The sequence below is a fragment of the Actinomadura livida genome (genome assembly GCF_014648675.1).
Lineage (GTDB): Bacteria > Actinomycetota > Actinomycetes > Streptosporangiales > Streptosporangiaceae > Spirillospora > Spirillospora livida.
On record NZ_BMRO01000009.1, the window covers coordinates 94,067 to 113,331 of the forward strand.

Consider the following 19,265-nt stretch of genomic DNA (forward strand, 5'->3'; position numbering starts at 1 on the left):
GGAGGCCGCCCCGCACGTCGAACGAGATGTGCAGCGTGGACGCGTACGCCTCGCTCATCGAGAGGCCCCGCAGCGCCGCGTAGGAGCCGTCGTAGACGACGGGCATCCCGCTCGGCTTGAAGAACAACGTCAGGAAGATCCCGGTGATCACCAGGATGACGAACGAGTACAGCGCGATCTCGCCCAGCAGGAACGACCAGTGCGCCGGGAACGCCTTGCGGAGGTTCTGGTGGAGGAAGCGGGTCGTCCCGAGCCTGTCGCTGACTCCGTGGACGAGCCTCGCCGGAAGCTCGCCCCGCGCCCTTCCCTTCCGTCCCGCCATCGTGCGTCTCCCCTGGCCAACCCCTGATCTCCGCTGGGCGGTACCCCCGGCCACCTGCGGCAAACGACGCCGCCGGCCGCCCGCGTCAGGCCACCCGGGGCCGTCCCTCGGAGGCGTTGAGGAGCCGGCGGAGGTCCCGGACGTCGTCCCGCAGCCGCTCGGCGGCCCCGGGATCGCGCTCCAGCCCGCCGAGCCCGTCCTCGATCAGTTCCAGCTCGGCGGCCCGGAGCCGCGCGAGCAGCCGCCGCGGCTCCCCGGCCGGCACCTCCCACCGTTCCTTCTCGCGCCACTTGCGGTAGGCGAGGACGTGCCCCTCGCCCGGCACGAGGACGCCCCGGACGGTCTCCGCGTGCGTCGTGCGCCGGAAATGCGACAGGTAGCGGCGCCTGGAGAGCCGGTACGCGACGACCGCCGCGAGCAGGATCGGGGCGCCCTTCACCGGCAGCAGCAGCACGCCGTGCAGCATGGGGGAGTCCCACCAGGAGTGCAGGGCCATCGCCAGGACGAACGCGCCCCCGGCGACCGCGGCGCTCGCCCGGGACGGCCTGCCGAGCAGGCACCCGAGACCCGCGCCGCCCACCGCCGTCATCGCCCAGTGGCTGCACCACGCGCCGCCGACCACCCGGCTGCCGAACGAGAACAGCGCCGCGTTCACGTCCTGCGTCGCACCCGTCAGCACGATGGTGTTGAGCACGTACAGGAAGTTCTCCGACACCTGGAAGCCCAGCCCGGCCAGCGCGCCGTAGCCCCACCCGTCCAGCGGCCCGCGGACCGCGGACGGCGCCATCAGCGCCAGCGTGACGACGCCGAGCAGCTTCAGGATCTCCTCGTCGACCGGCGCGGCGATGGAGGCGCCCCACGCCGCGTTGAACACCGGCCCGGCCGTCTTCCCGATCACCGCCTGGAACGCGGCGTTCGCGGGCAGCGCCAGACCGAACGCCGCGAGCCCGCCCCACGACACCGCGATCAGCGCGTACCCGATCGGAAGCGACCGGACCGGGTGCAGCCGCCGCAGCGCCCAGAACCCCGCGGCAAGCGTCGGCACCAGCAGCACCAGCCCGGCGACCGAGCCCACCGGGAACGCCCGCACCACCGCGTCCAGCCCCCGCCACGCGATCCAGGCTCCGATCAGGCACGTCGCCGCCCACAGCCAGAACGCGGGGCGGCGCGTCACGGCCACGGCGACCTGATCCGCACGGTCCGCATCATCGCCTCGATCTCCGGGGCCAGCCGCACGTAGGCGTGCGGAGGGCCCGCGGCCGTCATCGTGGCGCCGAGCGTGGCCGTCGCGAACACCGCGGCCGTGCCCGTCCGGTCCCGCCCGGTGATGCTCCCGGTGAGGCCGGTCAGGCCGTCCGCCGTCATGAGCGGGGCGGGGCCCGCGCCGAGCCGCGTCTGCCCGCCGGCCTCGACGATCCGGCCGAGGCCGTCCCACAGCCGGCGCGCGTCCAGCCTGCCGAGCGGGACCACCACGTTCAGGTTGACCGTGACGTCGCCGCTGAGGAGCTTGATGTTGCTGGTCAGCGTGGTGTCCGCCGGGCTGAGCAGCCAGCCCGCGGTCGGGACGACGAACGTCACCGGGCGCATCCCGTCGCGCGGCGTGCCCGCGGACAGGACCGTCCCGGGCGCCACCGGCCTGCCGCCGCTCCCCAGCGCCGCGTTGACCAGGGCCAGCCCGCCGCAGAGGATCAGCAGGACCAGCGCCACGACGCCCGTACCCCACCATCTCACCCGCGTCATGCAGCCCCCCGATGACGTGCGCTGCGGAAATTCCCGCTGGCCGCGGCACTAAACAAGATCAGCGGCCGCCGGGGCGCGGGTCACCAGTGCGCGGGCCTGCCCAGCGCGGCCGGTACGCGCGTGCGGGAGTCGCCCCGCGCGGAGTCGAGCTGGGCGCGGGTGAGGAAGACGGCTCCGGTGAGGTCGGCGCCGCGCAGGTCGGCGTCCCGCAGGTCGGCCCCGATCAGGTCCGCCGATCGCAGGTCGGCGCGCCGCAGGTCGGCCGCGATCAGGTACGCGCCCCGGAGGTCGGCGCCGCGCAGGTCGGCGCCCGTCAGCTTCGCGCCGATGAGGTCGGCTCCCCGCATGCTCTTCGGGCGGCCCGGGACACCGGACCGGACGAGCTCGCTGGCCCGCAGCAGCAGGACGTTCACCCTTCCCCGCACCGCCGCCACGTCCAGGTCCAGGAGTTCGGCGGGGCCCGCCCCGGTGAGGCGGACGACGTCGTCCAGCGCCCGCCGGACCTCGCCGCGGACGGGCTCGGCGGACGGCAGGGCCAGCGCCTCGTCCAGGTAGCGGAGCAGCTCGTGCAGCTGCCGCATGACCGGGAAGACCTGGAACATCTGGCGCGCGACCTCCGGTGCCCGCCGCCAGTCCCGCCCGCCGAAGGTGCCCTGCGACACCTTCTGCCCGGCCCCGAAGCAGTCGAAGACCGTGCAGCCCTGGAACCCCTTCTCGCGGAGGTTCGCATGGATGCCGCAGCGGAAGTCGGCGAGGAGGTTCCGGCACGGCTCGCCCGCGTCCTTGTCCACCGCGAAATCGGCCGACTTGGCGAAGGGCAGCGCCACGCAGCACAGCCCGAAGCAGTTCGCGCAGTCGGCCTTCAAGTCGAGCCTCTCCGGCACGTCCTCCCCGTCCTCTCCCGTCCCTCGGCCCCCATTCTCGCGCCGGGCCGCCCATGCTCCGGACCGCTCGGCCGGGATACAGTTGCCGACGCCCATGTCAGTACCTCCCACCGAACCTCCCACCGAGTCGGCCATCGCCGCCACGCTGCGCGCCGCCGGCTGCGTGTTCGCCGAGGACGAGGCGCGGCTGATCCTCGCCACGGCCAGCACCCCGGACGACGCGTCCGCGATGGTGGAGCGGCGCGCCGCCGGGCTGCCCCTCGAACACGTCCTCGGCTGGGCGGAGTTCTGCGGCCTCCGCATCGCCGTGGACCCCGGCGTGTTCGTCCCGCGCCGCCGCACCGAGTTCCTCGTCCGGGAGGCCAAGGCGCTGGTCCCGCCCCGGCCGGTGGTCGTCGACCTGTGCTGCGGCTCCGGCGCGCTGGGGGTCGCGCTCGTCGCGGGGCTGGACGAGTTCGCGCTGCACTCGGCCGACATCGAACCCGCCGCGGTGCGCTGCGCCCGCCGCAACGTCGCGCCGTTCGGCGGCCAGGTGTACGAGGGCGACCTCTTCGGCCCCCTCCCGGACGTGTTGCGCGGACGCGTCGACATCCTGCTCGTCAACGTGCCCTACGTGCCGACCGGCGACCTCCGCCTGATGCCGGCGGAGGCGCGCGACCACGAGCCGCGCATCGCCCTGGACGGCGGCGCGGACGGCCTCGACGTCCTGCGCCGCCTCACCGCCGAGGCGTCGCAGTGGCTCGTCCCGGGCGGGCATCTGCTCTTCGAGACGAGCGCGCGGCAGGCCCCCGCCGCGGTCGCCGCCGTCGAGCAGGGCGGCCTGACCGCCGCCGTGTCGGTCTCCGCCGAGTTCCACGTCACAGTGGTCATTGCGGCAAAGCCTGTGTAAAACGTCATGTGCGGGTATACGGCGGCATAGGACGACTCGAAGGAGTGAATCCAATGCGCCGCATCAGCGGAGCGCTCAGCGCAATCATCGGCACGATCGTCAGCATCATCACCCTGCCGCTCAGGGTCATCCAGCGGCTGCTGACCCCCGGACGTGGCCGGACGCGTTCGCGCCGCCGGGCCGTCTGACGCGCAATACCCCCTCCGCACCGGGGCCCGTGAACCGCGGGCCCCGGTGCGGGTCCGGGTAAAACCGATTGCGCCTCTGCGGTAACTGCCGCACCATATGAGTAACGAAATCGTGTTATGTCGCACAAGCCGAAATGGTGAGGCACCTGGCTTCCACTCAGGAGTATCGAGTTCGATTCTCGAGTGCGGCTCTGGACTGGACCGGCGGGAGTAACGACCCCCGGCCGGTCCTCCCGTGCCCAGGCGGGCGGACGCCACCGCCCGCCGGAGGGCACCATTGACCGGTAGCTCAGTTTCGGGAGAGCGGCTGCCTTACAAGCAGCGGGTCGCAGGTTCGAGTCCTGTCCGGTCAACCCTTTCCGCCGACGACTGGCGTCGCTGACCGGGGCGGCGAGGGGCAGCGTGACCGACGACAGTTCGATCCGCGTGACCCGGTCGGGGGCCGCCGCCCCGGCGGTCCCGGTCATTTCGCCTTCTGCGCGAGTTCTGCCAGTGCGTCGAACTCGTCCTCGGTGAGGTCGGTCAGCGGCGGCCGCACGGGCCCCGCCGGGCGGCCGACGGCCCGCATCCCCGCCTTGACGATGCTGACGGCGTAGCCGGCGCGGCGGTTGCGGATCTCGCAGTAGGGCAGGACGAACTCCTCCAGGCGGCGCCGCACCTCGTCCCGGTCGTGCGCGCGGACGGCCCGGTAGAACCCGAGCGCGAAGTCCGGCACGAAGTTGAAGATGGCCGAGGAGTACGTCGTCACCCCCATCTCCAGGTAGGGCTGCGCGAACGTCTCGGCGGTGGGAAGCCCGCCGATGTAGACGAGGCGCTCGCCGAGCCGGGCCCTGATGCGCGTCATCAGCTCCAGGTTCCCGACGCCGTCCTTGAACCCGACCAGGTTCGGGCAGGTGTCGGCGATCTCGGCGACGGTCGTGTCCTGGTAGACGGCGTTCGCCCTGCTGTAGATCGTCACGCCGAGGCGGGTCGCCGCGCACACGGCCCGCACGTGGGCGGCCAGCCCCTCCTGCGACGCCTCGGTCAGGTAGGGCGGGAAGAGCAGGATGCCGTCCGCGCCCGCGCGTTCGGCGTCGCGCGCCATCTCGGCCGCCGTCGCCGTGCCGTAGCCGGCGGGCGCGATGACGGGCACGCCGTCCGGCGCGTCCTGCACCGCCGCCCGGACGACCCGCCGGACCTCGTCGGCCGTGAGGGAGAAGAACTCGCCCGTCCCGCCCGCCGCGAACAGGCCGCTGAGGCCCGCGCGGCCCAGCCCGGCGATGTTCTCGCGGTAGGCGGGCTCGTCGAAGGACAGGTCGTCGCGGAAGTGGGTGACGGGGAACGACAGGAGCCCGGAGCCGAGCCGGCGGGCGATCTCGTCGGGCGCGGTCTGCTTCATGGCCCGAGGTTAGGATGGCCGATTGATCCAGGTCCAACACGAAATAGGCATCCACTGATACCCGTAGGGAATCGATGTTCACGCTCAACCAGCTCGCGAACTTCGTGGCCGTGGCCGAGGAACTGCACTTCGGCCGGGCGGCCGAGCGGCTGCGGATGACGCAGCCGCCGCTGAGCCGGCAGATCCAGCTGCTGGAGAACGACCTGAAGGTGCGGCTGTTCGACCGGACGAACCGCTCGGTGCGCCTCACCCCCGCCGGGCGCGCGTTCCTGGTCGAGGCCCGCCGGCTGCTGCACCAGGCCGACCACGCCGAGATGTCGGTCCGGCAGGTGTCGGCGGGGGAGGCGGGGAGCATCACGATCGGGTTCACCGCCGCCAGCGCGTACGCGACGCTCGGCCGGCTCCTGGAGGTCGCGCGGACGGAACTGCCCGGCGTCGGGATCGTCCTGCGCGAGATGGTGACCAGGGACCAGGTCGAAGCCCTGGCGGAGGGCTCCCTCGACCTCGGCCTGGTCCGCCCTCCCGTCACGGACCCGGACCTTGCGGAGCGCGGCGCCGACCGCGAGTCGCTGCTGGCCGCGATCCCCAACGACCACCCGCTCGCGGCGGGGGACGGGCCGATCCGGCTGGCCGACCTCGACGGGCAGCCGTTCATCATGTACTCGCCGGTCGAGGCGCGCTACTTCTACGAGCTGCTGATCAGCCTGTTCCGGCAGGCGGGCGTCACGCCGGTGTACGCGCAGTACCTCAGCCAGGTCCACAGCGTCCTGGCCCTGGTCAACGGCGGCTGGGGCCTCGCGCTGGTGCCCGCCGCCGCGGCCCGGCTCCGCTACGCGGGCCTCACGTTCCGGCCGGTCGGCATCGCCGGGCCGGATCCCGTCGAGCTGAGCCTCACCTGGCGGCGCGGCAACGACAACCCGGCACTGGCGAAGCTTCTGAGCCACCTGGGGGACGCTGCCGGTCCCGTGTGACGCGCATCGCCCGGCCCCGCCTTGACCTCGTGCTGCACTCTCGCTTACTTTGGCGTCCAAATATTGGTCGTCAAACTAAATGGCCGCGGACGCGGCCGGGGGCACCGCGGAGGAACGATGAGCGACTTTCCCACGTATGCGCCGTCGGAGGAGCATGAGCTGCTGCGGCGGACGGTGCGTGAGCTGGCCGATGCCAAGATCGCTCCTTTCGCGGCGGAGGTGGACGAGGAGTCGCGGTTCCCGCAGGAGGCGCTGGACGCGCTGGCGGCCAACGACCTGCATGCGGTGCACGTGCCCGAATCGTACGGCGGCGCGGGAGCCGATGCGCTCGCCACGGTGATCGTGATCGAGGAGGTCGCCCGCGCCTGTGCCTCCTCCTCGCTGATCCCGGCGGTGAACAAGCTGGGCACCGTCCCGATCCTGCTGTCGGGCTCGGAAGAGCTGAAGCACAGGTACCTGGCGCCGGTGGCGCGGGGTGAGGCGATGTTCTCCTACGCGTTGTCGGAGGCCGAGGCCGGCTCGGACGCGGCGAGGATGAAGACGCGTGCGGTGCGCGACGGCGGGGACTGGGTGCTGAACGGCACCAAGATGTGGATCACCAACGCGGGCGTGTCGGAGTTCTACACGGTGATGGCGGTGACCGATCCGTCCGCCGGTGCGCGGGGGATCTCGGCGTTCGTGGTGGAGAAGTCCGACCCGGGGGTGTCGTTCGGCCCGAAGGAGCGCAAGCTGGGCATCAAGGGCTCCCCGACCCGCCAGGTCATCCTGGAGGACGTCCGCGTCCCGGCCGACCGGATCATCGGCGCCGAGGGCACGGGGTTCAAGACGGCGCTGGCCACGCTGGACCACACCCGCATCACCATCGCCGCCCAGGCGCTGGGGATCGCGCAGGGCGCGCTGGACTTCGCGGTCGGGTACGTCAAGGACCGCCGCCAGTTCGGCAGGCCCGTCGCCGATTTCCAGGGTGTGCAGTTCATGCTGGCCGACATGGCGATGCGGCTGGAAGGCGCCCGCCAGCTGACCTACCACGCGGCGATCAAGTCCGAGCGGGCGATGCAGGGTGAGCAGGTGGCGGACCTGACGCTGGTGTCGTCGGCGTGCAAGGCGCTGGCCTCGGACGTGGCGATGGACGTCACCACCGACGCGGTCCAGCTGCTGGGCGGGTACGGCTACACCCGGGAGTTCCCGGTGGAGCGGATGATGCGCGACGCCAAGATCACCCAGATCTACGAGGGCACCAACCAGATCCAGCGCATGGTCATCGCCCGCCAACTCCTCCGCTGACCGGCAGCCGGACCTCGAACAGCGCGCCGCCCTCGGGGGCCTCGCCGACGGTGATGCCCCCGCCGTGCGCCACCACGAGGTCCCTGGCGATGGCCAGGCCGAGGCCCGACCCGCCCTCGTCCCGGCTGCGGGCGTCGTCCAGCCGCACGAACCGCTCGAAGATGCGGTCGCGGTCGGCGGGCGGCACTCCCGGGCCGTCGTCGGCGACCTGGATCACCGCCTGGCCCGCCTCCTCGTGCAGCGACAGCCGGACGACCTCGTCCGCGTGCCGGCCGGCGTTGTCGAGGAGGTTCCCGACGACCCGCGACAGCTGCCGCGGCACGCCGGTGACCTGGGGGTCCGCCTCGACCGACGACCGCGGGGGCACCCGGCCGCTCGCCGCGCGGTGAGCCAGCTCGTCCCGGACGAGCCGGCCGAGCGCCACGGTCTCCGGCGGGGGCCGCTCCCCGGCGTCGATGCGGGCGAGGAGGAGCAGGTCGGCGGCCAGGTGCTGGAGCCGGACGACGTCCTCGACGAGCCCGTCCATGTCGAGCAGCTCCGGATGCGCCGCGGCGACCTCCAGTTGCGTGCGCAGCGAGGCGATCGGGCTGCGCAGCTCGTGCGAGGCGTCCGCGACGAACCCGCGCTGCCGCGCCGCCGACTCCTCCAGCCGGGCGAGCGTCTCGTTCGTCGTGGCCGCCAGGTCGGCGATCTCGTCCCCCGAGTCCGGGACCGGCACCCGCCGGAAGAGGTCCCCGGCCGCGGTGATCTCGGCCAGCTCCGCGCGCACGGCCTCCACCGGGCGCAGCGCGCGCCGCGTGACCAGCCACGTCACGCCCGCGACCACGGCCAGCAGCAGCGGCAGGCCCGCGAGCATCGCCCGGGTCGCGGTGCCGACCGCGTCCCGCGTCCCGGACAGGTCCGATCCGGCGTGCACGGTGACGGTCTCGTCCCGCGGCGTGGTCGCCTCCACCACCGCGAACCGGTAGTCGGCGCTGCTCCCGTCGACGGTCGCGCTGCCGGTGGAGAAGCCGGGGTCGTCGTCGGAGACCTCACCCGGGCCGAGATCGTCATCGTTGTTGTCGTCATCGTCATCGTCGTCGCCGGGCTCCGCCGAGGGCGAGGCGGGGCGCACATCCGGGGAACCGGTCCCGCTGATCGCCTCCAGGTCCTCGCTGGCCGCCACCACCCGGCCGTCCTCGTCGACGACCTGCACCGGGTGCTCCTTCCCGTCCGGCAGGTCGAGGTCGGCGAAGCGGGTGCCCGACGCGAGCTGCGACGCGACGTTCCGCGCCGCCACCTCCGCCTCCAGGTCGGTCTGCCCGGAGAGGTTCGCGCGCAGCAGCAGCACGACCGCGAGCCCCGCCGCGATGAGGGCGCCGGCCACGACGGCGGTCGCGCCCAGGGTCGTCCGCGCCCGGACCGACGACAGGCGACCGGCCACTCAGGCGCCCCCGTCCCGCGCCAGCCGGTACCCCGCCCCGCGCACCGTCGTGATCGACTTGCGGCCGAACGGGACGTCGAGCTTGCGGCGCAGCGCACTCACGTACACCTCGACGATGTTGGGGTCGCCCTCGTAGGCGAAGTCCCAGACGGCCTCGAGGATCTGCGACTTCGACACCACCAGGCCCGCGTTGGACGCCAGGTGCTCCAGCACGGCGAACTCCTTGGCCGTCAGCTCCACCGCCACGTCCCCCCGGTGCACCCGCCGCGCCGCCGGGTCGACGGTGAGGTCGCCGAGCACGATGGTCGGCGCCGCGCCGCGCGTCCGGCGGCGCAGCAGCGCGCGGACACGGGCGACCAGCACGATGTAGGAGAACGGCTTGGTCAGGTAGTCGTCGGCGCCGGTGTCCAGGCCCTCGGCCTCGTCGTACTCGCCGTCCTTGGCGGTCAGCATCAGGATCGGCGTCTCGTCGCCCCTCGCCCGCAGCTCCGCGCACACCCGGTAGCCGTTCATGCCGGGCAGCATGATGTCCAGGATGACGAGGTCGAACCCGCCGCCGAGCGCCCGCTGGAGCCCCTCGGCGCCGTCGTGGACGGTCTCGACCGCGAACCCCTCCGCCGTCAGCCCCCGCGCGAGGGACAGGGCCAGGCGTTTCTCGTCCTCCACGATCAGCAGGCGCATCCTCACAGGGTGCCAGGTGCAACCTGAAGACGACTTCAGGTTGCTTCAGGAGCGCTACAGGTACAAAGAGCAATGTGGAGGTCGAAGGGGGCGGGCCGGAGCACCGGCCCGGATGCGACTTCTGGAGGTAGGGGTTCGATGGGTATCGACGTGCGGCGCATGTTCACGGGGCGCGGGCTGCTCGTGACGGTCGTGGCGGCGGGTGTGCTGGCCGGCGGGGGCGCCACGGCGGTCGCCGCCGCGAACGGCGGCGGCGAGCAGGGCGCCGTCCCGCCCCCGGCGGGTCCGGCGATCGCGGCGACGCCGTCCGGGCAGCCGTCCGACGACGGCGCCGGTACCGGGCGGGCCGCCGAACGCGTCACGGCCGAGCAGGCCGCCGCCGCGGCGCTGAAGGCGGTGTCCGGCAACGTCGCGGAGATCGACCTCGACGACGGCGTCTGGGAGGTCGAGGTGCTCGCCGGGAACGGCGAGTGGCGCGATCTGACCGTCGACGCCGGCAGCGGCAAGGTCCTGTCCGACCGCGCGGACGACGACGATGACGACGACCGGGACGAGGCCGCGGCGCTGCGCAAGGCAAAGGTCAGCGTGTCGGAGGCCGCCAGGGCCGCGCTGCGGTCCGCGCCCGGCACCGTGACCTCGGTGGAGTTCGACGAGGACGACGGCAGGGCCGTCTGGGAGATCGAGATCACCGGGCAGGACGGCAACGAGCGCGAGCTCGAAGTGAACGCCGGCAACTCCAAGGTCGTGTTCGACCACGATGACGACGACCGTGATGACGACCGGGACGATGACTGACCGCTCCGCGGCCGATCGCTGAGGCGTCCGCTCCCAGAAGACCGTCGGTCCTCCACGTGAGGACTGACGGTCTTCGCGCTGGGCAGGATCGGCGTGGGGGAGGGTGCGTATGGTCCACGACAGACCGGGCCCTTTGGTCGACACGAGCGTCCCGCACGTCGCGCGCATCTGGAACTACTGGCTGGGCGGAGTGGACAACTTCCCGGTGGACCGGCAGGTCGGCGACCAGATCATCGGGATGCTGCCGGACGTGGCGCGCCTGGCCCGAGCGAGCCGCCTGTACCTCAACCGCGTCGTGTGGCCCCTGGCGGCCGAGGTGGGCGTCCGCCAGTTCATCGACATCGGGACGGGCCTGCCCACGGTGGACAACACCCACGAGGTCGCCCAGCGCGCGGCACCCGAATCGAGGATCGTCTACGTCGACCACGACCCCCTCGTGCTGGAGCACGCGAGATCGCTGCTCACCAGTACGCCCCAGGGGCGCACCGCCTACCTCCACGCGGACATGCGCGACCCCGGCCGCATCCTGGAGGCCGCGGCCGAGACGCTGGACTTCGGCGAGCCCGTCGCCCTGACGATGATGGGCGTGCTGGAGTTCATCCCCGACGACGCCGAGGCGTACGCGATCGTGCGGCGGCTCCTGGACGCGGTGCCCTCCGGGAGCCATCTCGCGATGTACGACGGGACGAATGTCGTCCACGGCGAGTCGTCCGACCGGATCGTGGAGGTGTGGAACGCCTCGGGCGACACCCCGCTCGTGCTGCGGACGCCGGAGCAGATCGAGCGGTTCTTCGACGGCCTCGAGCTCGTCGAACCGGGCGTGGTGCCGGTGACGCACTGGCGCCCGGACGCCCCCGGTGAGCCGGAGGCCGTGGACGCGTTCGGCGGCGTGGGCCGCAAGCCCTGACCCGCCGGCCCGCATTGACATGCAGCCATCTGGCTGCCTAATCTTTTAGGCAGCCAGATGGCTGCATGTTGGGACGGTACATGGACGAGGTCTTCAAGGCGCTGGCCGACCCGAGCCGGCGCCGCCTGCTGGACAGCCTGAACAGCCGCAACGGGCAGACCCTCAGGGAACTGTGCGCCGGGCTGGACATGGCCCGGCAGTCGGTGAGCAAGCACCTCGCGGTGCTGGAGGCCGCGCAGCTCGTGACGACGGCGCGCCGCGGCCGCGAGAAGCTCCACTACCTCAACGCCGCCCCCATCAACGCCATCGCCGACCGCTGGATCAGCCGGTACGACCGCGAACGCGCGCGTGCCCTGGCCGACCTGAAGACCGCATTGGAGCAGAGCCCGATGTCCGGAAACGACACGGCGACCGAAGGCCGGTTCGTCTACACGACCTACATCAAGACCACGCCGGAGCGCCTCTGGCAGGCGCTGACCGATCCGGCGTTCACCCGGCGCTACTGGGGCGTCGCCTTCGAGTCGGACTGGAAGCCCGGCTCCACGATCACCTGGCACGAGGAGGCCGCGACGATGGCCGACCCGGAGCAGGTCGTCCTCGAGGCCGAGCCCGGCCGCCGACTCTCCTACACCTGGCACACGTTCACGCCGGAGTGGGCCAAGGCCGTCGGTGTGGACGAGGAGACCCGCGCCAGGCTCCTCGCCGAGCCGCGCTCGAAGGTCACCTTCGAGATCGAGCCGGTGGGGGAGACGGTCAAGCTGACCGTCGTGCACGAGGCGGGCGACGTGCTCCTCGGCATGTCGCGCGAGGGCTGGCCGGCCATCGTCTCCGGCCTCAAGACCCTTCTGGAGACCGGCGAGCCCCTTCCCGAACCCGCCGCCTGAACCGGGGTCCCGCCCGGCGCGGCTAGATCAGCATGCCGCTGCCGCCGCCGCCGGACTCCTCCTCGCCGTCCGTGGTGTGCTCGAGTTCGGCGTACTCGTCGTCGGGCCAGAGCGCGTCGGCGAGGAAGGCCAGGTACTCCTCGTCGCCGGGGTCGAGCTCCGCGGTCATCGACTCGGGATGGACGGGCGGGGCGTCGTCCGCGGGCGGTGCACGGTCCGGTCCCGGCGCCATGGGACGGAGCAGGTTCGGCAGGCAGAGGCCGAGCAGGGCGGCCAGAGACACGAGAACCAGCGCCGTGATCACGCCACACCGTCCTTTCGCGGTCGAGTTCAACACGATTCTTGCGTACGTCGCAAAACAGTTGAACGTTATCGGGGTGACCGGGCGGATGCGGGGACGACATGCGGCCGCCGGTGACAAAGGCCCGGGGACGATGGCCCGTGCCGATGGACCGGTGGCGTGCCGTCCGGGCGCGCCCGCGCGCGGACCGGCGGGCTCGTCCCAGGCGCCTCGTACTGCGGTCCCTCTCCAGGCTGGCGTGATATGCGCGCGGGAGTACCGCGACACGCGGGCGGGAGGGCAAGCGGGCGGCGGCGGGCGGGAGGAAGACCCGCCGCGGCCACGGGAAGGGCGCTGCGGCGTCCCGGCCGCGGCCGGGGAAGGCGGCGCCTCGTGGCGGGGCGCGACGCATCGCGCGCGGCCGGGCGGGTGCGGGGAGACCCGGCGGCTAGGCGGTGGTGATCAGGCGCTGCTGATCAAGCGGTGCTGCTCAGGCGGTGCTGCTCAGGCGGTGCTTGCTCAGGCGGTGGCGATGGGGCGGTGCGGGGCGACGGCCCGGCCGTCGGGGAGCAGCTCACCGGTGTCGTCGAACACCACGATGCCGTTGCAGAGCAGGCTCCAGCCCTGCTCCGGGTGGTGCGCGACGGTGCGCGCGGCCTCGCGGTCGAGCGCGTCGGGCTTCGGACAGGCCGGCTCGTGGGTGCAGATCGAGTGGTGTTGAGCGGTCACGAGTTCCTCCAGGGCGTCCCTGTGATTAAGGACATAGATGCAGCCTGCCGTCGCTCGTCCGAAATATGCAAGTCAATGAGGAATTCTTTACCGTTCGGTACGTGTGAAGCCGGACAAGACCGGGCAACTCGCCACATTCAGTGCAGGCGTCCGTCCGGTTCGTCACCGTGGTCGACGTCCAGGCCGACCACGGAGGTGCAGCCCGTGCAGACCCACTCCCCGATGACCGCCTCCGAGTTGGCGCCGTGGGTGCGGTACGGCCGGTCGACCCGCCTGCGCCGCATCCCGTGCCCGCAGGACGAGTGCAGGAGCCGCCCGCACGAGGGGCAGGGCCACACGTCCTCCCGGCGCAGGTTGCAGTGGGGGCACAGCGGCGACAGGTAGTGCGCGCCCGGATCGGGGAGATCCAGCTCCTCGAGCCACTCGTGCTCCAGGTCGAGGTACTCGTCGCCTGGCCAGTGGTAGTCGGCCAGCCAGGCGAGGTACTCCTCGTCCCCGGGCCCCAGGACGGCCGTCAGGGACTCGGGGTGCTCCTTCTCCGGGCGGTGTCGGCGCCTGCCGTGCCGCGCGGTGGCCAGGAGCGTGAGCAGGCCGAGGAGCGCGGCCGCGGCCAGGCCAGTCGCCATGGGCATCGCGGCGTCCTTACATGATCTTGCTGGCGGGAAATCCGATCATGAATGCACTTCACAAAACCCTGCGAACGCTACAAGAAAGGCTGTTAACCGAAAAGTCGCTTAAAAAGATTCTTTACCGGGATGCGGTGCGCTCCGGTGTCCGAAACCGGGCCCGCCAGCGTCCGCAAACCGCTTGCCTGCCTGGGGCTGCGGGGCTTCCGGGCCTCCCCGGGCGGCCGGTCGGGAGGGCGCCGGGGTTTCACTCTCCGCTGAATCGGCGCCGTCACTCCTTCCGGCCCATGACCGCCGCCATCTGGGTGTGGAGAGGGTGCTCCAGCGGCCCCGCCGGCCCGTCCGGCCGCCATTCGGTGACGTGCGCCACACCGGGTTCGAGGATGGTGAGCCCCGCCATGAACCGCTCGATCTCCGAGGAGTGCCGGAAGCAGGACCCGCCCAGCCCCGCCTGGAGGATGCGCTTGGCCTCCTCGACGCGCGGGTCGTTGCCCGAGTCGTGCAGGTGGGTGAGCATCACGTGGCTGCCGGGCGCCAGGAACGGCAGGAGCCCCCGGACGACTCCCGCGGGGTCCCGGTCGTCCGGCACGTGGTGGATGATCGCCGCCAGGACGATGCCCACCGGCCGCGACAGGTCGAGGAGGGCGGTCAGCGCCGGATCGGTGAAGATCTTCTCCGGCTCGTACAGGTCGCCCTGGATGAACGTCGCGACGCCCGTCTCGGTGAGCAGCGCCCGCCCGTGCGCCAGGACGATCGGGTCGTTGTCGACATAGACGACCCGCGCGTGCGGGTTGGCGGCGCGCGCGAACTGGTGCACGTTCGACGCGGTGGGCAGCCCGGACCCGATGTCGACGAACTGGTCGATGCCGAGTTCGGCGGCCATGTACGTCACCGCGCGCTCGATCGCGACACGGTTGCCCTTGGCCACCACCGGGGCCTCCGGCACGAGCTGCAGGACCATGTCGGCCACCTCGCGGTCGGCGGCGAAGTTGTCCTTGCCGCCGAGGAAGTAGTCGTAGACGCGCGCGAACGTCGGCGTGGAGGGGTCGATGCCGGGAGGCGCCTTATCGGGGAGGTCGTCGGCCACGCGGACATCTCCTTCCTGGCTCGGGCCCGCGGCGGCGCTGCGCACGGGGGGCGGGGGGCCTCCAAGCGTAGGCCCGTTCGCCCTGGCGGGGAGGATCTTTCCCCATCCCGGCCGCCCGGGGGTGCGGTTTTCCGCAGGGCCGAAGTGTGGAACGCGGCCGCCGGGGTAGGCGGTGTTCTCCATGGTGACGAGGACGGGCCGATTCTTAACGTTGCAGACATGATCGAGACGACGTACGCCGCGGCGGCGTCCGGAGGCGGTCCCGACGGGGGCGTCGCGGGCTGGCTGACCGACCTGATGGAGAAGCTCGGCGCGCCCGGTGCGGGACTGGCGGTCGCGCTGGAGAACCTCTTCCCGCCGCTGCCGAGCGAGCTGATCCTCCCGCTGGCCGGGTTCACGGCCGCGCAGGGCGGGATGAGCCTGACGGGCGCCCTCCTGTGGACGACGTTCGGGAGCGTCGCCGGGGCACTGGTCCTCTACTGGATCGGGGCGGCGGTCGGGCGGGACCGGGTCCGCCAGCTCGTGGACCGGATGCCGCTGCTCAAGCTCGACGACCTGGACCGGACGGAGGCGTGGTTCGCCCGGCACGGCACCAAGGCGGTGTTCTTCGGCCGGATGGTCCCGGTCTTCCGCAGCCTGATCTCCGTCCCGGCCGGGGTGGAGCGCATGCGGATGACGCAGTTCCTGCTCTACACGACGCTCGGCAGCGCCTTGTGGAACACGGTGTTCGTCCTGGCCGGATACCTGCTCGGCGACAACTGGCAGACGGTCGAGACGTACATGGGCATGTACTCCAGGGCCGTGCTCGCGGCGTTCGCCCTGGCCGTGGCGGTGTTCGTCGCCGTCCGCGTCCGCAAGGCGCGGCGAGGTCGGCGGGAGGGCAAGGGCCGGCGGGAGCGCGAGGACGGACAGCCGGCCGACGAGGAGCCCGAGCCGGGCACTAGAGAATACGAGCGTGGCCGCTCCTCCTGACATGCGCGCTGACATGCGCGGTCCGCGCGTCGCAGCGCGGGCACTTGTGGGCCTGGCGCTGGGCGCCCTCACCGCAGGCGTCGAGTTGTTCCTGCTGGTGCTGTCGGCGCTCCTGATGGCGTACTCGCTCGCCTTCTCCCGGGGACAGCGGACGGTCCCGGCGGTCGTCGCGGACGCCGCGCAGGCCGCGACCGAGCTGGAGCGGTGGCGGCTCCGCAGGTTCCTCGACGAGGAGGGAGCGGCCGACCACGGGCCACTTAAGGCGCTGGCCTACCTCGTCCTCCGCGTCCCGGTCGGCCTCCTCGGCGGAGTCGTCCTGCTGCTGATCGCCTACGGGGCGGCGGCCGCGATCAGGCTGGCCGTGGGCTGGTGGATCACCGGCGACTACATGGACGGCATCCCGCCGCACTGGTGGATCGTCCTCTACACCGCCGTCGCCGGGCTCGTGCTGCTGTTCCTGGCCGTCCAGGGGCTCGTCGGGGTCGTGGCGCTGGAGAAGGCCGTCGCGCGGCGGTGCCTCGGCCCCAGCCCGCTGGAGGAGTACGAGCGCCGTATCGCGCAGCTGTCGGTGACCCGGGCGCAGGTGGTGGACGCGGTGGACGACGAGCGCCGCCGCATCGAGCGGGACCTGCACGACGGCGTCCAGCAGCGGCTGGTGGCGCTCGGCATGCTGATCGGCCGGGCGCGCCGCGCCGGCGACGGAGACCGGGCCGCCGAGCTGCTGCGGCAGGCGCACGAGGAGTCCCGGCGCGCCCTGGACGACCTGCGCGAGGTCGCCTGGCGCGTCTACCCGGCGGCGCTGGACGGGGAGGGGCTGCGGGCGGCGCTGGAGACGGTCGCCGAGCGGTCCCAGCTGCCCGTGGCGATCGGCTACGACGTGCCGGACCGGCCTCCGCACGCGGTGGAGACCGCCGCGTACTTCGTCGTCTGCGAGGCCGTCACCAACGCGGCGAAGCACTCCGGCGCCGGCCGGGTGGTGGTGGACGTCGCGGCGCCGCCGCCCCCGCCGGGGGACGCGCCGGGGGGCGCGCCGGGAAGCGCGTCGGGGAGAATGATCCGCGTGCGCGTGGAGGACGACGGGGCCGGGGGAGCCGACCCGGCGGGCGGCGGGCTGGCCGGGCTGGCCCGCAGGGTGGCGGCGCTGGACGGGACGTTCGCCGTGCACAGCCCGCCCGGCGGCCCGACCGTGATCAGTGCGGAGCTGCCGTGCGGGTGATGCTGGCCGAGGACTCGACGCTGCTCCGCGAGGGCCTGGTGCGGCTGCTCGCCGAGGAGGGCCACGAGGTGGCCGCGGCGGTCGGCGACGGCGGCGCGCTGCTGGCGGCGGTGGCCGCCGGGCCGCCCGACGTCGTGGTCGTGGACGTGCGGATGCCCCCCACCCACACCGACGAGGGGCTGCGCGCCGCGCTGGAGATCCGGCGGCGCTGGCCGGACGTGGGCGTCCTCGTCCTGTCGCAGTACGTGGAGCGGCGGTACGCGACCGAGCTGATCACCGCGGACACGGCCCGGGTCGGCTACCTGCTGAAGGACCGGGTGGCGCAGGTGGACGAGTTCCTGGACGCCCTCGACCGGGTCGGCGCGGGCGGCGCCGCGTTCGACCCGGAGGTGGTGCGCCGCCTCCTGGCCGCGCACGGGACGCGGGCCGACCCCCTCGCGCGGCTCACGCCCCGCGAGCGGGACGTCCTGGACAACATGGCGCAGGGCCATACCAACGCGTCGATCGGCAAGAACCTGCACATCTCGCAGAGCGCCGTGGAGAAGCACGTCAACGCGATCTTCGACAAGCTCGACCTGTCGCGGACGTCCGGGTACAGCCGCCGCGTCCTCGCCGTCCTGCGCTATCTGGGCTCCCGATCCGACATGAGCAAAACGGACTAACGGGCATGGACGGGGTATACGTCCGGGCGTACGATCGCGGCACCCGTGCCGCCCGGATGGGCGGGGCGATTGAACGCGTTCCGTCGTCCAGGGCGCCGGCGAGCCGAACCTCAACGTGGAGGGAGAGGTCGTGGCGGACACCAACCGAGGCGTCGTCTACCAAGGGCCCGGCAAGGTCACGGTCGAGGACCTGGACTACCCCGAGCTCGAACTGGCCGAGCAGGACGGCCGCAAGCTGGAGCACGGCGTCATCCTGAAGGTCCTGGCCACCAACATCTGCGGCTCCGACCAGCACATGGTGCGCGGCCGGACGACCGCACCCGCCGGGCTCACGCTCGGCCACGAGATCACCGGCGAGGTGGTGGAGCTCGGCAGGGACGTCGAGTTCATCAAGAAGGGCGACCTCGTCAGCGTCCCGTTCAACATCGCGTGCGGGCGCTGCCGCAACTGCAAGGAGCGGCACACCGGCGTGTGCGAGAACGTCAACCGGGCACGTCCCGGCGCCGCGTACGGGTACGTCGACATGGGCGGCTGGCACGGCGGCCAGGCCCGGTACGCGGTCGTCCCTTACGCCGACTTCAACCTGCTCAAGTTCCCCGCCGACCGCGACACCGTGCTGGCGAAGCTGCCCGACCTCGCGATGCTGTCGGACATCCTCCCCACCGGCTACCACGGCGCCTACACAGCGGGCGTCACCACCGGGTCCACCGTGTACGTGGCGGGCGCGGGCCCGGTCGGGCTCGCCTGCGCCACCGCGTGCCTGCTGCTCGGCGCGGCCGTCGTCATCGTCGGCGACATGAACACGCAGCGGCTGGAGCAGGCCCGCGGCTTCGGCTGCGAGACGATCGACCTGTCCCGGCACGAGAACGTGCCCGAGCAGATCGAGCAGATCCTCGGCGTCCCGGAGGTGGACGCGGCGGTCGACTGCGTCGGGTTCGAGGCGCGCGGCCACGGCCCCGAGGGGTCCGCCGGCGAGCAGCCCGCCACCGTCCTCAACACGCTGATGGACATCACCCGCGCCGCCGGCGGCCTCGGCATCCCCGGCCTGTACGTCACCGACGACCCGGGCGCGCCGGAGGAGCGGGCCAAGGCCGGGCAGCTCGGGCTCCGGTTCGGCCTCGGCTGGGCCAAGTCGCACTACTTCGTCACCGGCCAGTGCCCGGTGATGAAGTACAACCGGCAGCTGATGATGGCGATCCTGTACGACCGGGTGAGCGTCGCGCGCAACGTCAACGCCCAGGCGATCCCGCTCGACCAGGCGCCCGAGGGCTACGCCGAGTTCGACCGCGGCGCGGCGACGAAGTACATCCTCGACCCGCACGGCGCGGTGGGGGCCGCCGCCTGATC

21 protein-coding genes, 2 tRNA genes and 1 pseudogene are annotated in these 19,265 nt (G+C 72.6%); 13 read left to right on the forward strand and 11 right to left on the reverse strand.

What is annotated here, in order from left to right; translation table 11 throughout:
* From IEZ03_RS38075 to IEZ03_RS22090, 4 genes and pseudogenes are all read right to left on the reverse strand, one after another.
* Positions 1–322 (reverse strand): annotated as a pseudogene (locus IEZ03_RS38075) (cytochrome bc1 complex cytochrome b subunit); the annotation flags it as partial.
* Between the two features lie 85 nt (positions 323–407).
* The gene (locus tag IEZ03_RS22080; protein WP_184885935.1) at positions 408–1,502 is read right to left on the reverse strand and encodes a PrsW family intramembrane metalloprotease; all 1,095 of its coding nucleotides are present in this window, start codon (positions 1,500–1,502) and stop codon (positions 408–410) included.
* Positions 1,493–2,062: a hypothetical protein gene (locus tag IEZ03_RS22085; RefSeq protein WP_184885933.1), complete on the reverse strand. Its 570-nt coding sequence runs from the start codon at positions 2,060–2,062 to the stop codon at positions 1,493–1,495. Before IEZ03_RS22085 ends, IEZ03_RS22080 begins: the two co-directional genes overlap by 10 nt.
* Positions 2,063–2,142: 80 nt before the next feature.
* A complete protein-coding gene (locus tag IEZ03_RS22090; protein ID WP_229808482.1) occupies positions 2,143–2,946 on the reverse strand; it encodes a pentapeptide repeat-containing protein in 804 nt (267 codons plus the stop codon).
* Positions 2,947–3,040: 94 nt separating this feature from the next.
* Here IEZ03_RS22090 and IEZ03_RS22095 point away from each other — a divergent pair, with 94 nt between their 5' ends.
* The 4 genes from IEZ03_RS22095 (at position 3,041) to IEZ03_RS22105 (ending at position 4,376) form a co-directional block, all read left to right on the forward strand.
* Positions 3,041–3,835, forward strand: coding sequence for a putative protein N(5)-glutamine methyltransferase (locus IEZ03_RS22095; protein ID WP_184885929.1), 795 nt, complete (start codon positions 3,041–3,043; stop codon positions 3,833–3,835).
* Positions 3,836–3,888: 53 nt separating this feature from the next.
* Positions 3,889–4,023, forward strand: a complete 135-nt coding sequence (locus IEZ03_RS38610) for an LPFR motif small protein (RefSeq protein ID WP_268248552.1) — start codon at positions 3,889–3,891, stop codon at positions 4,021–4,023.
* A 119-nt stretch (positions 4,024–4,142) separates the two neighbouring features.
* Positions 4,143–4,214 (forward strand) — tRNA-Gly (locus tag IEZ03_RS22100).
* A gap of 87 nt (positions 4,215–4,301) precedes the next feature.
* Positions 4,302–4,376 (forward strand) — tRNA-Val (locus IEZ03_RS22105).
* A gap of 110 nt (positions 4,377–4,486) precedes the next feature.
* On the opposite strand, the gene kdgD is transcribed toward IEZ03_RS22105, so the two are convergent.
* Positions 4,487–5,401, reverse strand: a complete 915-nt coding sequence (gene kdgD / locus IEZ03_RS22110) for a 5-dehydro-4-deoxyglucarate dehydratase (protein WP_184885927.1) — start codon at positions 5,399–5,401, stop codon at positions 4,487–4,489.
* A gap of 74 nt (positions 5,402–5,475) precedes the next feature.
* On the opposite strand from kdgD, the gene IEZ03_RS22115 reads away from it, so the two are divergent.
* Entirely contained in the window at positions 5,476–6,372 is an 897-nt protein-coding gene (locus tag IEZ03_RS22115) for a LysR substrate-binding domain-containing protein (protein ID WP_184885924.1), read from the forward strand.
* A 117-nt stretch (positions 6,373–6,489) separates the two neighbouring features.
* On the forward strand, positions 6,490–7,656 hold the full coding sequence (locus tag IEZ03_RS22120) for an acyl-CoA dehydrogenase (protein ID WP_184885922.1): 1,167 nt from the start codon (positions 6,490–6,492) through the stop codon (positions 7,654–7,656).
* Here the strand turns inward: IEZ03_RS22120 and IEZ03_RS22125 are convergent.
* Both IEZ03_RS22125 and IEZ03_RS22130 read right to left on the reverse strand, forming a co-directional pair.
* Complete coding sequence (locus IEZ03_RS22125; RefSeq protein WP_229808483.1) at positions 7,631–9,079, reverse strand: sensor histidine kinase; 1,449 nt, start codon at positions 9,077–9,079, stop codon at positions 7,631–7,633. The two genes, IEZ03_RS22120 and IEZ03_RS22125, sit on opposite strands and share 26 nt — an antisense overlap.
* Entirely contained in the window at positions 9,080–9,760 is a 681-nt protein-coding gene (locus IEZ03_RS22130; RefSeq protein WP_184885919.1) for a response regulator transcription factor, read from the reverse strand. It abuts the gene before it with no gap.
* Positions 9,761–9,898: 138 nt separating this feature from the next.
* Here IEZ03_RS22130 and IEZ03_RS22135 point away from each other — a divergent pair, with 138 nt between their 5' ends.
* The 3 genes from IEZ03_RS22135 (at position 9,899) to IEZ03_RS22145 (ending at position 12,346) form a co-directional block, all read left to right on the forward strand.
* Positions 9,899–10,555 (forward strand): PepSY domain-containing protein, encoded by a 657-nt coding sequence (locus IEZ03_RS22135; RefSeq protein ID WP_221480797.1) that lies wholly within the window; start codon positions 9,899–9,901, stop codon positions 10,553–10,555.
* A 109-nt stretch (positions 10,556–10,664) separates the two neighbouring features.
* The gene (locus IEZ03_RS22140) at positions 10,665–11,462 is read left to right on the forward strand and encodes an SAM-dependent methyltransferase (protein ID WP_184885917.1); all 798 of its coding nucleotides are present in this window, start codon (positions 10,665–10,667) and stop codon (positions 11,460–11,462) included.
* Positions 11,463–11,527: 65 nt separating this feature from the next.
* Positions 11,528–12,346: an ArsR/SmtB family transcription factor gene (locus IEZ03_RS22145; protein WP_229808484.1), complete on the forward strand. Its 819-nt coding sequence runs from the start codon at positions 11,528–11,530 to the stop codon at positions 12,344–12,346.
* Positions 12,347–12,368: 22 nt separating this feature from the next.
* On the opposite strand, the gene IEZ03_RS22150 is transcribed toward IEZ03_RS22145, so the two are convergent.
* The 4 genes from IEZ03_RS22150 to IEZ03_RS22165 form a co-directional block, all read right to left on the reverse strand.
* Complete coding sequence (locus IEZ03_RS22150; RefSeq protein ID WP_184885916.1) at positions 12,369–12,650, reverse strand: hypothetical protein; 282 nt, start codon at positions 12,648–12,650, stop codon at positions 12,369–12,371.
* A 495-nt stretch (positions 12,651–13,145) separates the two neighbouring features.
* Positions 13,146–13,334, reverse strand: coding sequence for a DUF5999 family protein (locus IEZ03_RS22155; protein ID WP_184890732.1), 189 nt, complete (start codon positions 13,332–13,334; stop codon positions 13,146–13,148).
* Between the two features lie 158 nt (positions 13,335–13,492).
* Positions 13,493–13,987, reverse strand: a complete 495-nt coding sequence (locus tag IEZ03_RS22160; protein ID WP_229808485.1) for a hypothetical protein — start codon at positions 13,985–13,987, stop codon at positions 13,493–13,495.
* Positions 13,988–14,252: 265 nt separating this feature from the next.
* The gene (locus tag IEZ03_RS22165; RefSeq protein ID WP_229808486.1) at positions 14,253–15,068 is read right to left on the reverse strand and encodes an SAM-dependent methyltransferase; all 816 of its coding nucleotides are present in this window, start codon (positions 15,066–15,068) and stop codon (positions 14,253–14,255) included.
* 219 nt (positions 15,069–15,287) lie between these two features.
* Here IEZ03_RS22165 and IEZ03_RS22170 point away from each other — a divergent pair, with 219 nt between their 5' ends.
* The 4 genes from IEZ03_RS22170 to fdhA all read left to right on the forward strand — a co-directional run bounded on the left by IEZ03_RS22170 (position 15,288) and on the right by fdhA (position 19,263).
* A complete protein-coding gene (locus IEZ03_RS22170) occupies positions 15,288–16,040 on the forward strand; it encodes a DedA family protein (protein ID WP_184885913.1) in 753 nt (250 codons plus the stop codon).
* A complete protein-coding gene (locus tag IEZ03_RS22175) occupies positions 16,024–17,256 on the forward strand; it encodes a sensor histidine kinase (protein ID WP_308427992.1) in 1,233 nt (410 codons plus the stop codon). Before IEZ03_RS22170 ends, IEZ03_RS22175 begins: the two co-directional genes overlap by 17 nt.
* Positions 17,247–17,918 carry a response regulator transcription factor gene (locus IEZ03_RS22180; protein WP_184885912.1) on the forward strand — a complete coding sequence of 224 codons (672 nt, stop codon included), beginning with the start codon at positions 17,247–17,249 and terminating at the stop codon, positions 17,916–17,918. Before IEZ03_RS22175 ends, IEZ03_RS22180 begins: the two co-directional genes overlap by 10 nt.
* 130 nt (positions 17,919–18,048) lie before the next feature.
* Positions 18,049–19,263, forward strand: coding sequence for a formaldehyde dehydrogenase, glutathione-independent (gene fdhA / locus IEZ03_RS22185; protein WP_184885910.1), 1,215 nt, complete (start codon positions 18,049–18,051; stop codon positions 19,261–19,263).
* Positions 19,264–19,265 lie beyond the last annotated feature (2 nt).

What these genes read in the sequence shown, in the direction of transcription:
- IEZ03_RS22085 (WP_184885933.1), bottom strand. Translation starts at nt 2,062, where the DNA reads ATGACGCGGGTGAGATGGTGGGGTACGGGCGTCGTGGCGCTGGTCCTG.
- IEZ03_RS22095 (WP_184885929.1), top strand. Translation starts at nt 3,041, where the DNA reads ATGTCAGTACCTCCCACCGAACCTCCCACCGAGTCGGCCATCGCCGCC.
- IEZ03_RS38610 (WP_268248552.1), top strand. Translation starts at nt 3,889, where the DNA reads ATGCGCCGCATCAGCGGAGCGCTCAGCGCAATCATCGGCACGATCGTC.
- kdgD (WP_184885927.1), bottom strand. Translation starts at nt 5,401, where the DNA reads ATGAAGCAGACCGCGCCCGACGAGATCGCCCGCCGGCTCGGCTCCGGG.
- IEZ03_RS22115 (WP_184885924.1), top strand. Translation starts at nt 5,476, where the DNA reads ATGTTCACGCTCAACCAGCTCGCGAACTTCGTGGCCGTGGCCGAGGAA.
- IEZ03_RS22120 (WP_184885922.1), top strand. Translation starts at nt 6,490, where the DNA reads ATGAGCGACTTTCCCACGTATGCGCCGTCGGAGGAGCATGAGCTGCTG.
- IEZ03_RS22130 (WP_184885919.1), bottom strand. Translation starts at nt 9,760, where the DNA reads ATGCGCCTGCTGATCGTGGAGGACGAGAAACGCCTGGCCCTGTCCCTC.
- IEZ03_RS22135 (WP_221480797.1), top strand. Translation starts at nt 9,899, where the DNA reads ATGGGTATCGACGTGCGGCGCATGTTCACGGGGCGCGGGCTGCTCGTG.
- IEZ03_RS22140 (WP_184885917.1), top strand. Translation starts at nt 10,665, where the DNA reads ATGGTCCACGACAGACCGGGCCCTTTGGTCGACACGAGCGTCCCGCAC.
- IEZ03_RS22145 (WP_229808484.1), top strand. Translation starts at nt 11,528, where the DNA reads ATGTTGGGACGGTACATGGACGAGGTCTTCAAGGCGCTGGCCGACCCG.
- IEZ03_RS22160 (WP_229808485.1), bottom strand. Translation starts at nt 13,987, where the DNA reads ATGCCCATGGCGACTGGCCTGGCCGCGGCCGCGCTCCTCGGCCTGCTC.
- IEZ03_RS22170 (WP_184885913.1), top strand. Translation starts at nt 15,288, where the DNA reads ATGATCGAGACGACGTACGCCGCGGCGGCGTCCGGAGGCGGTCCCGAC.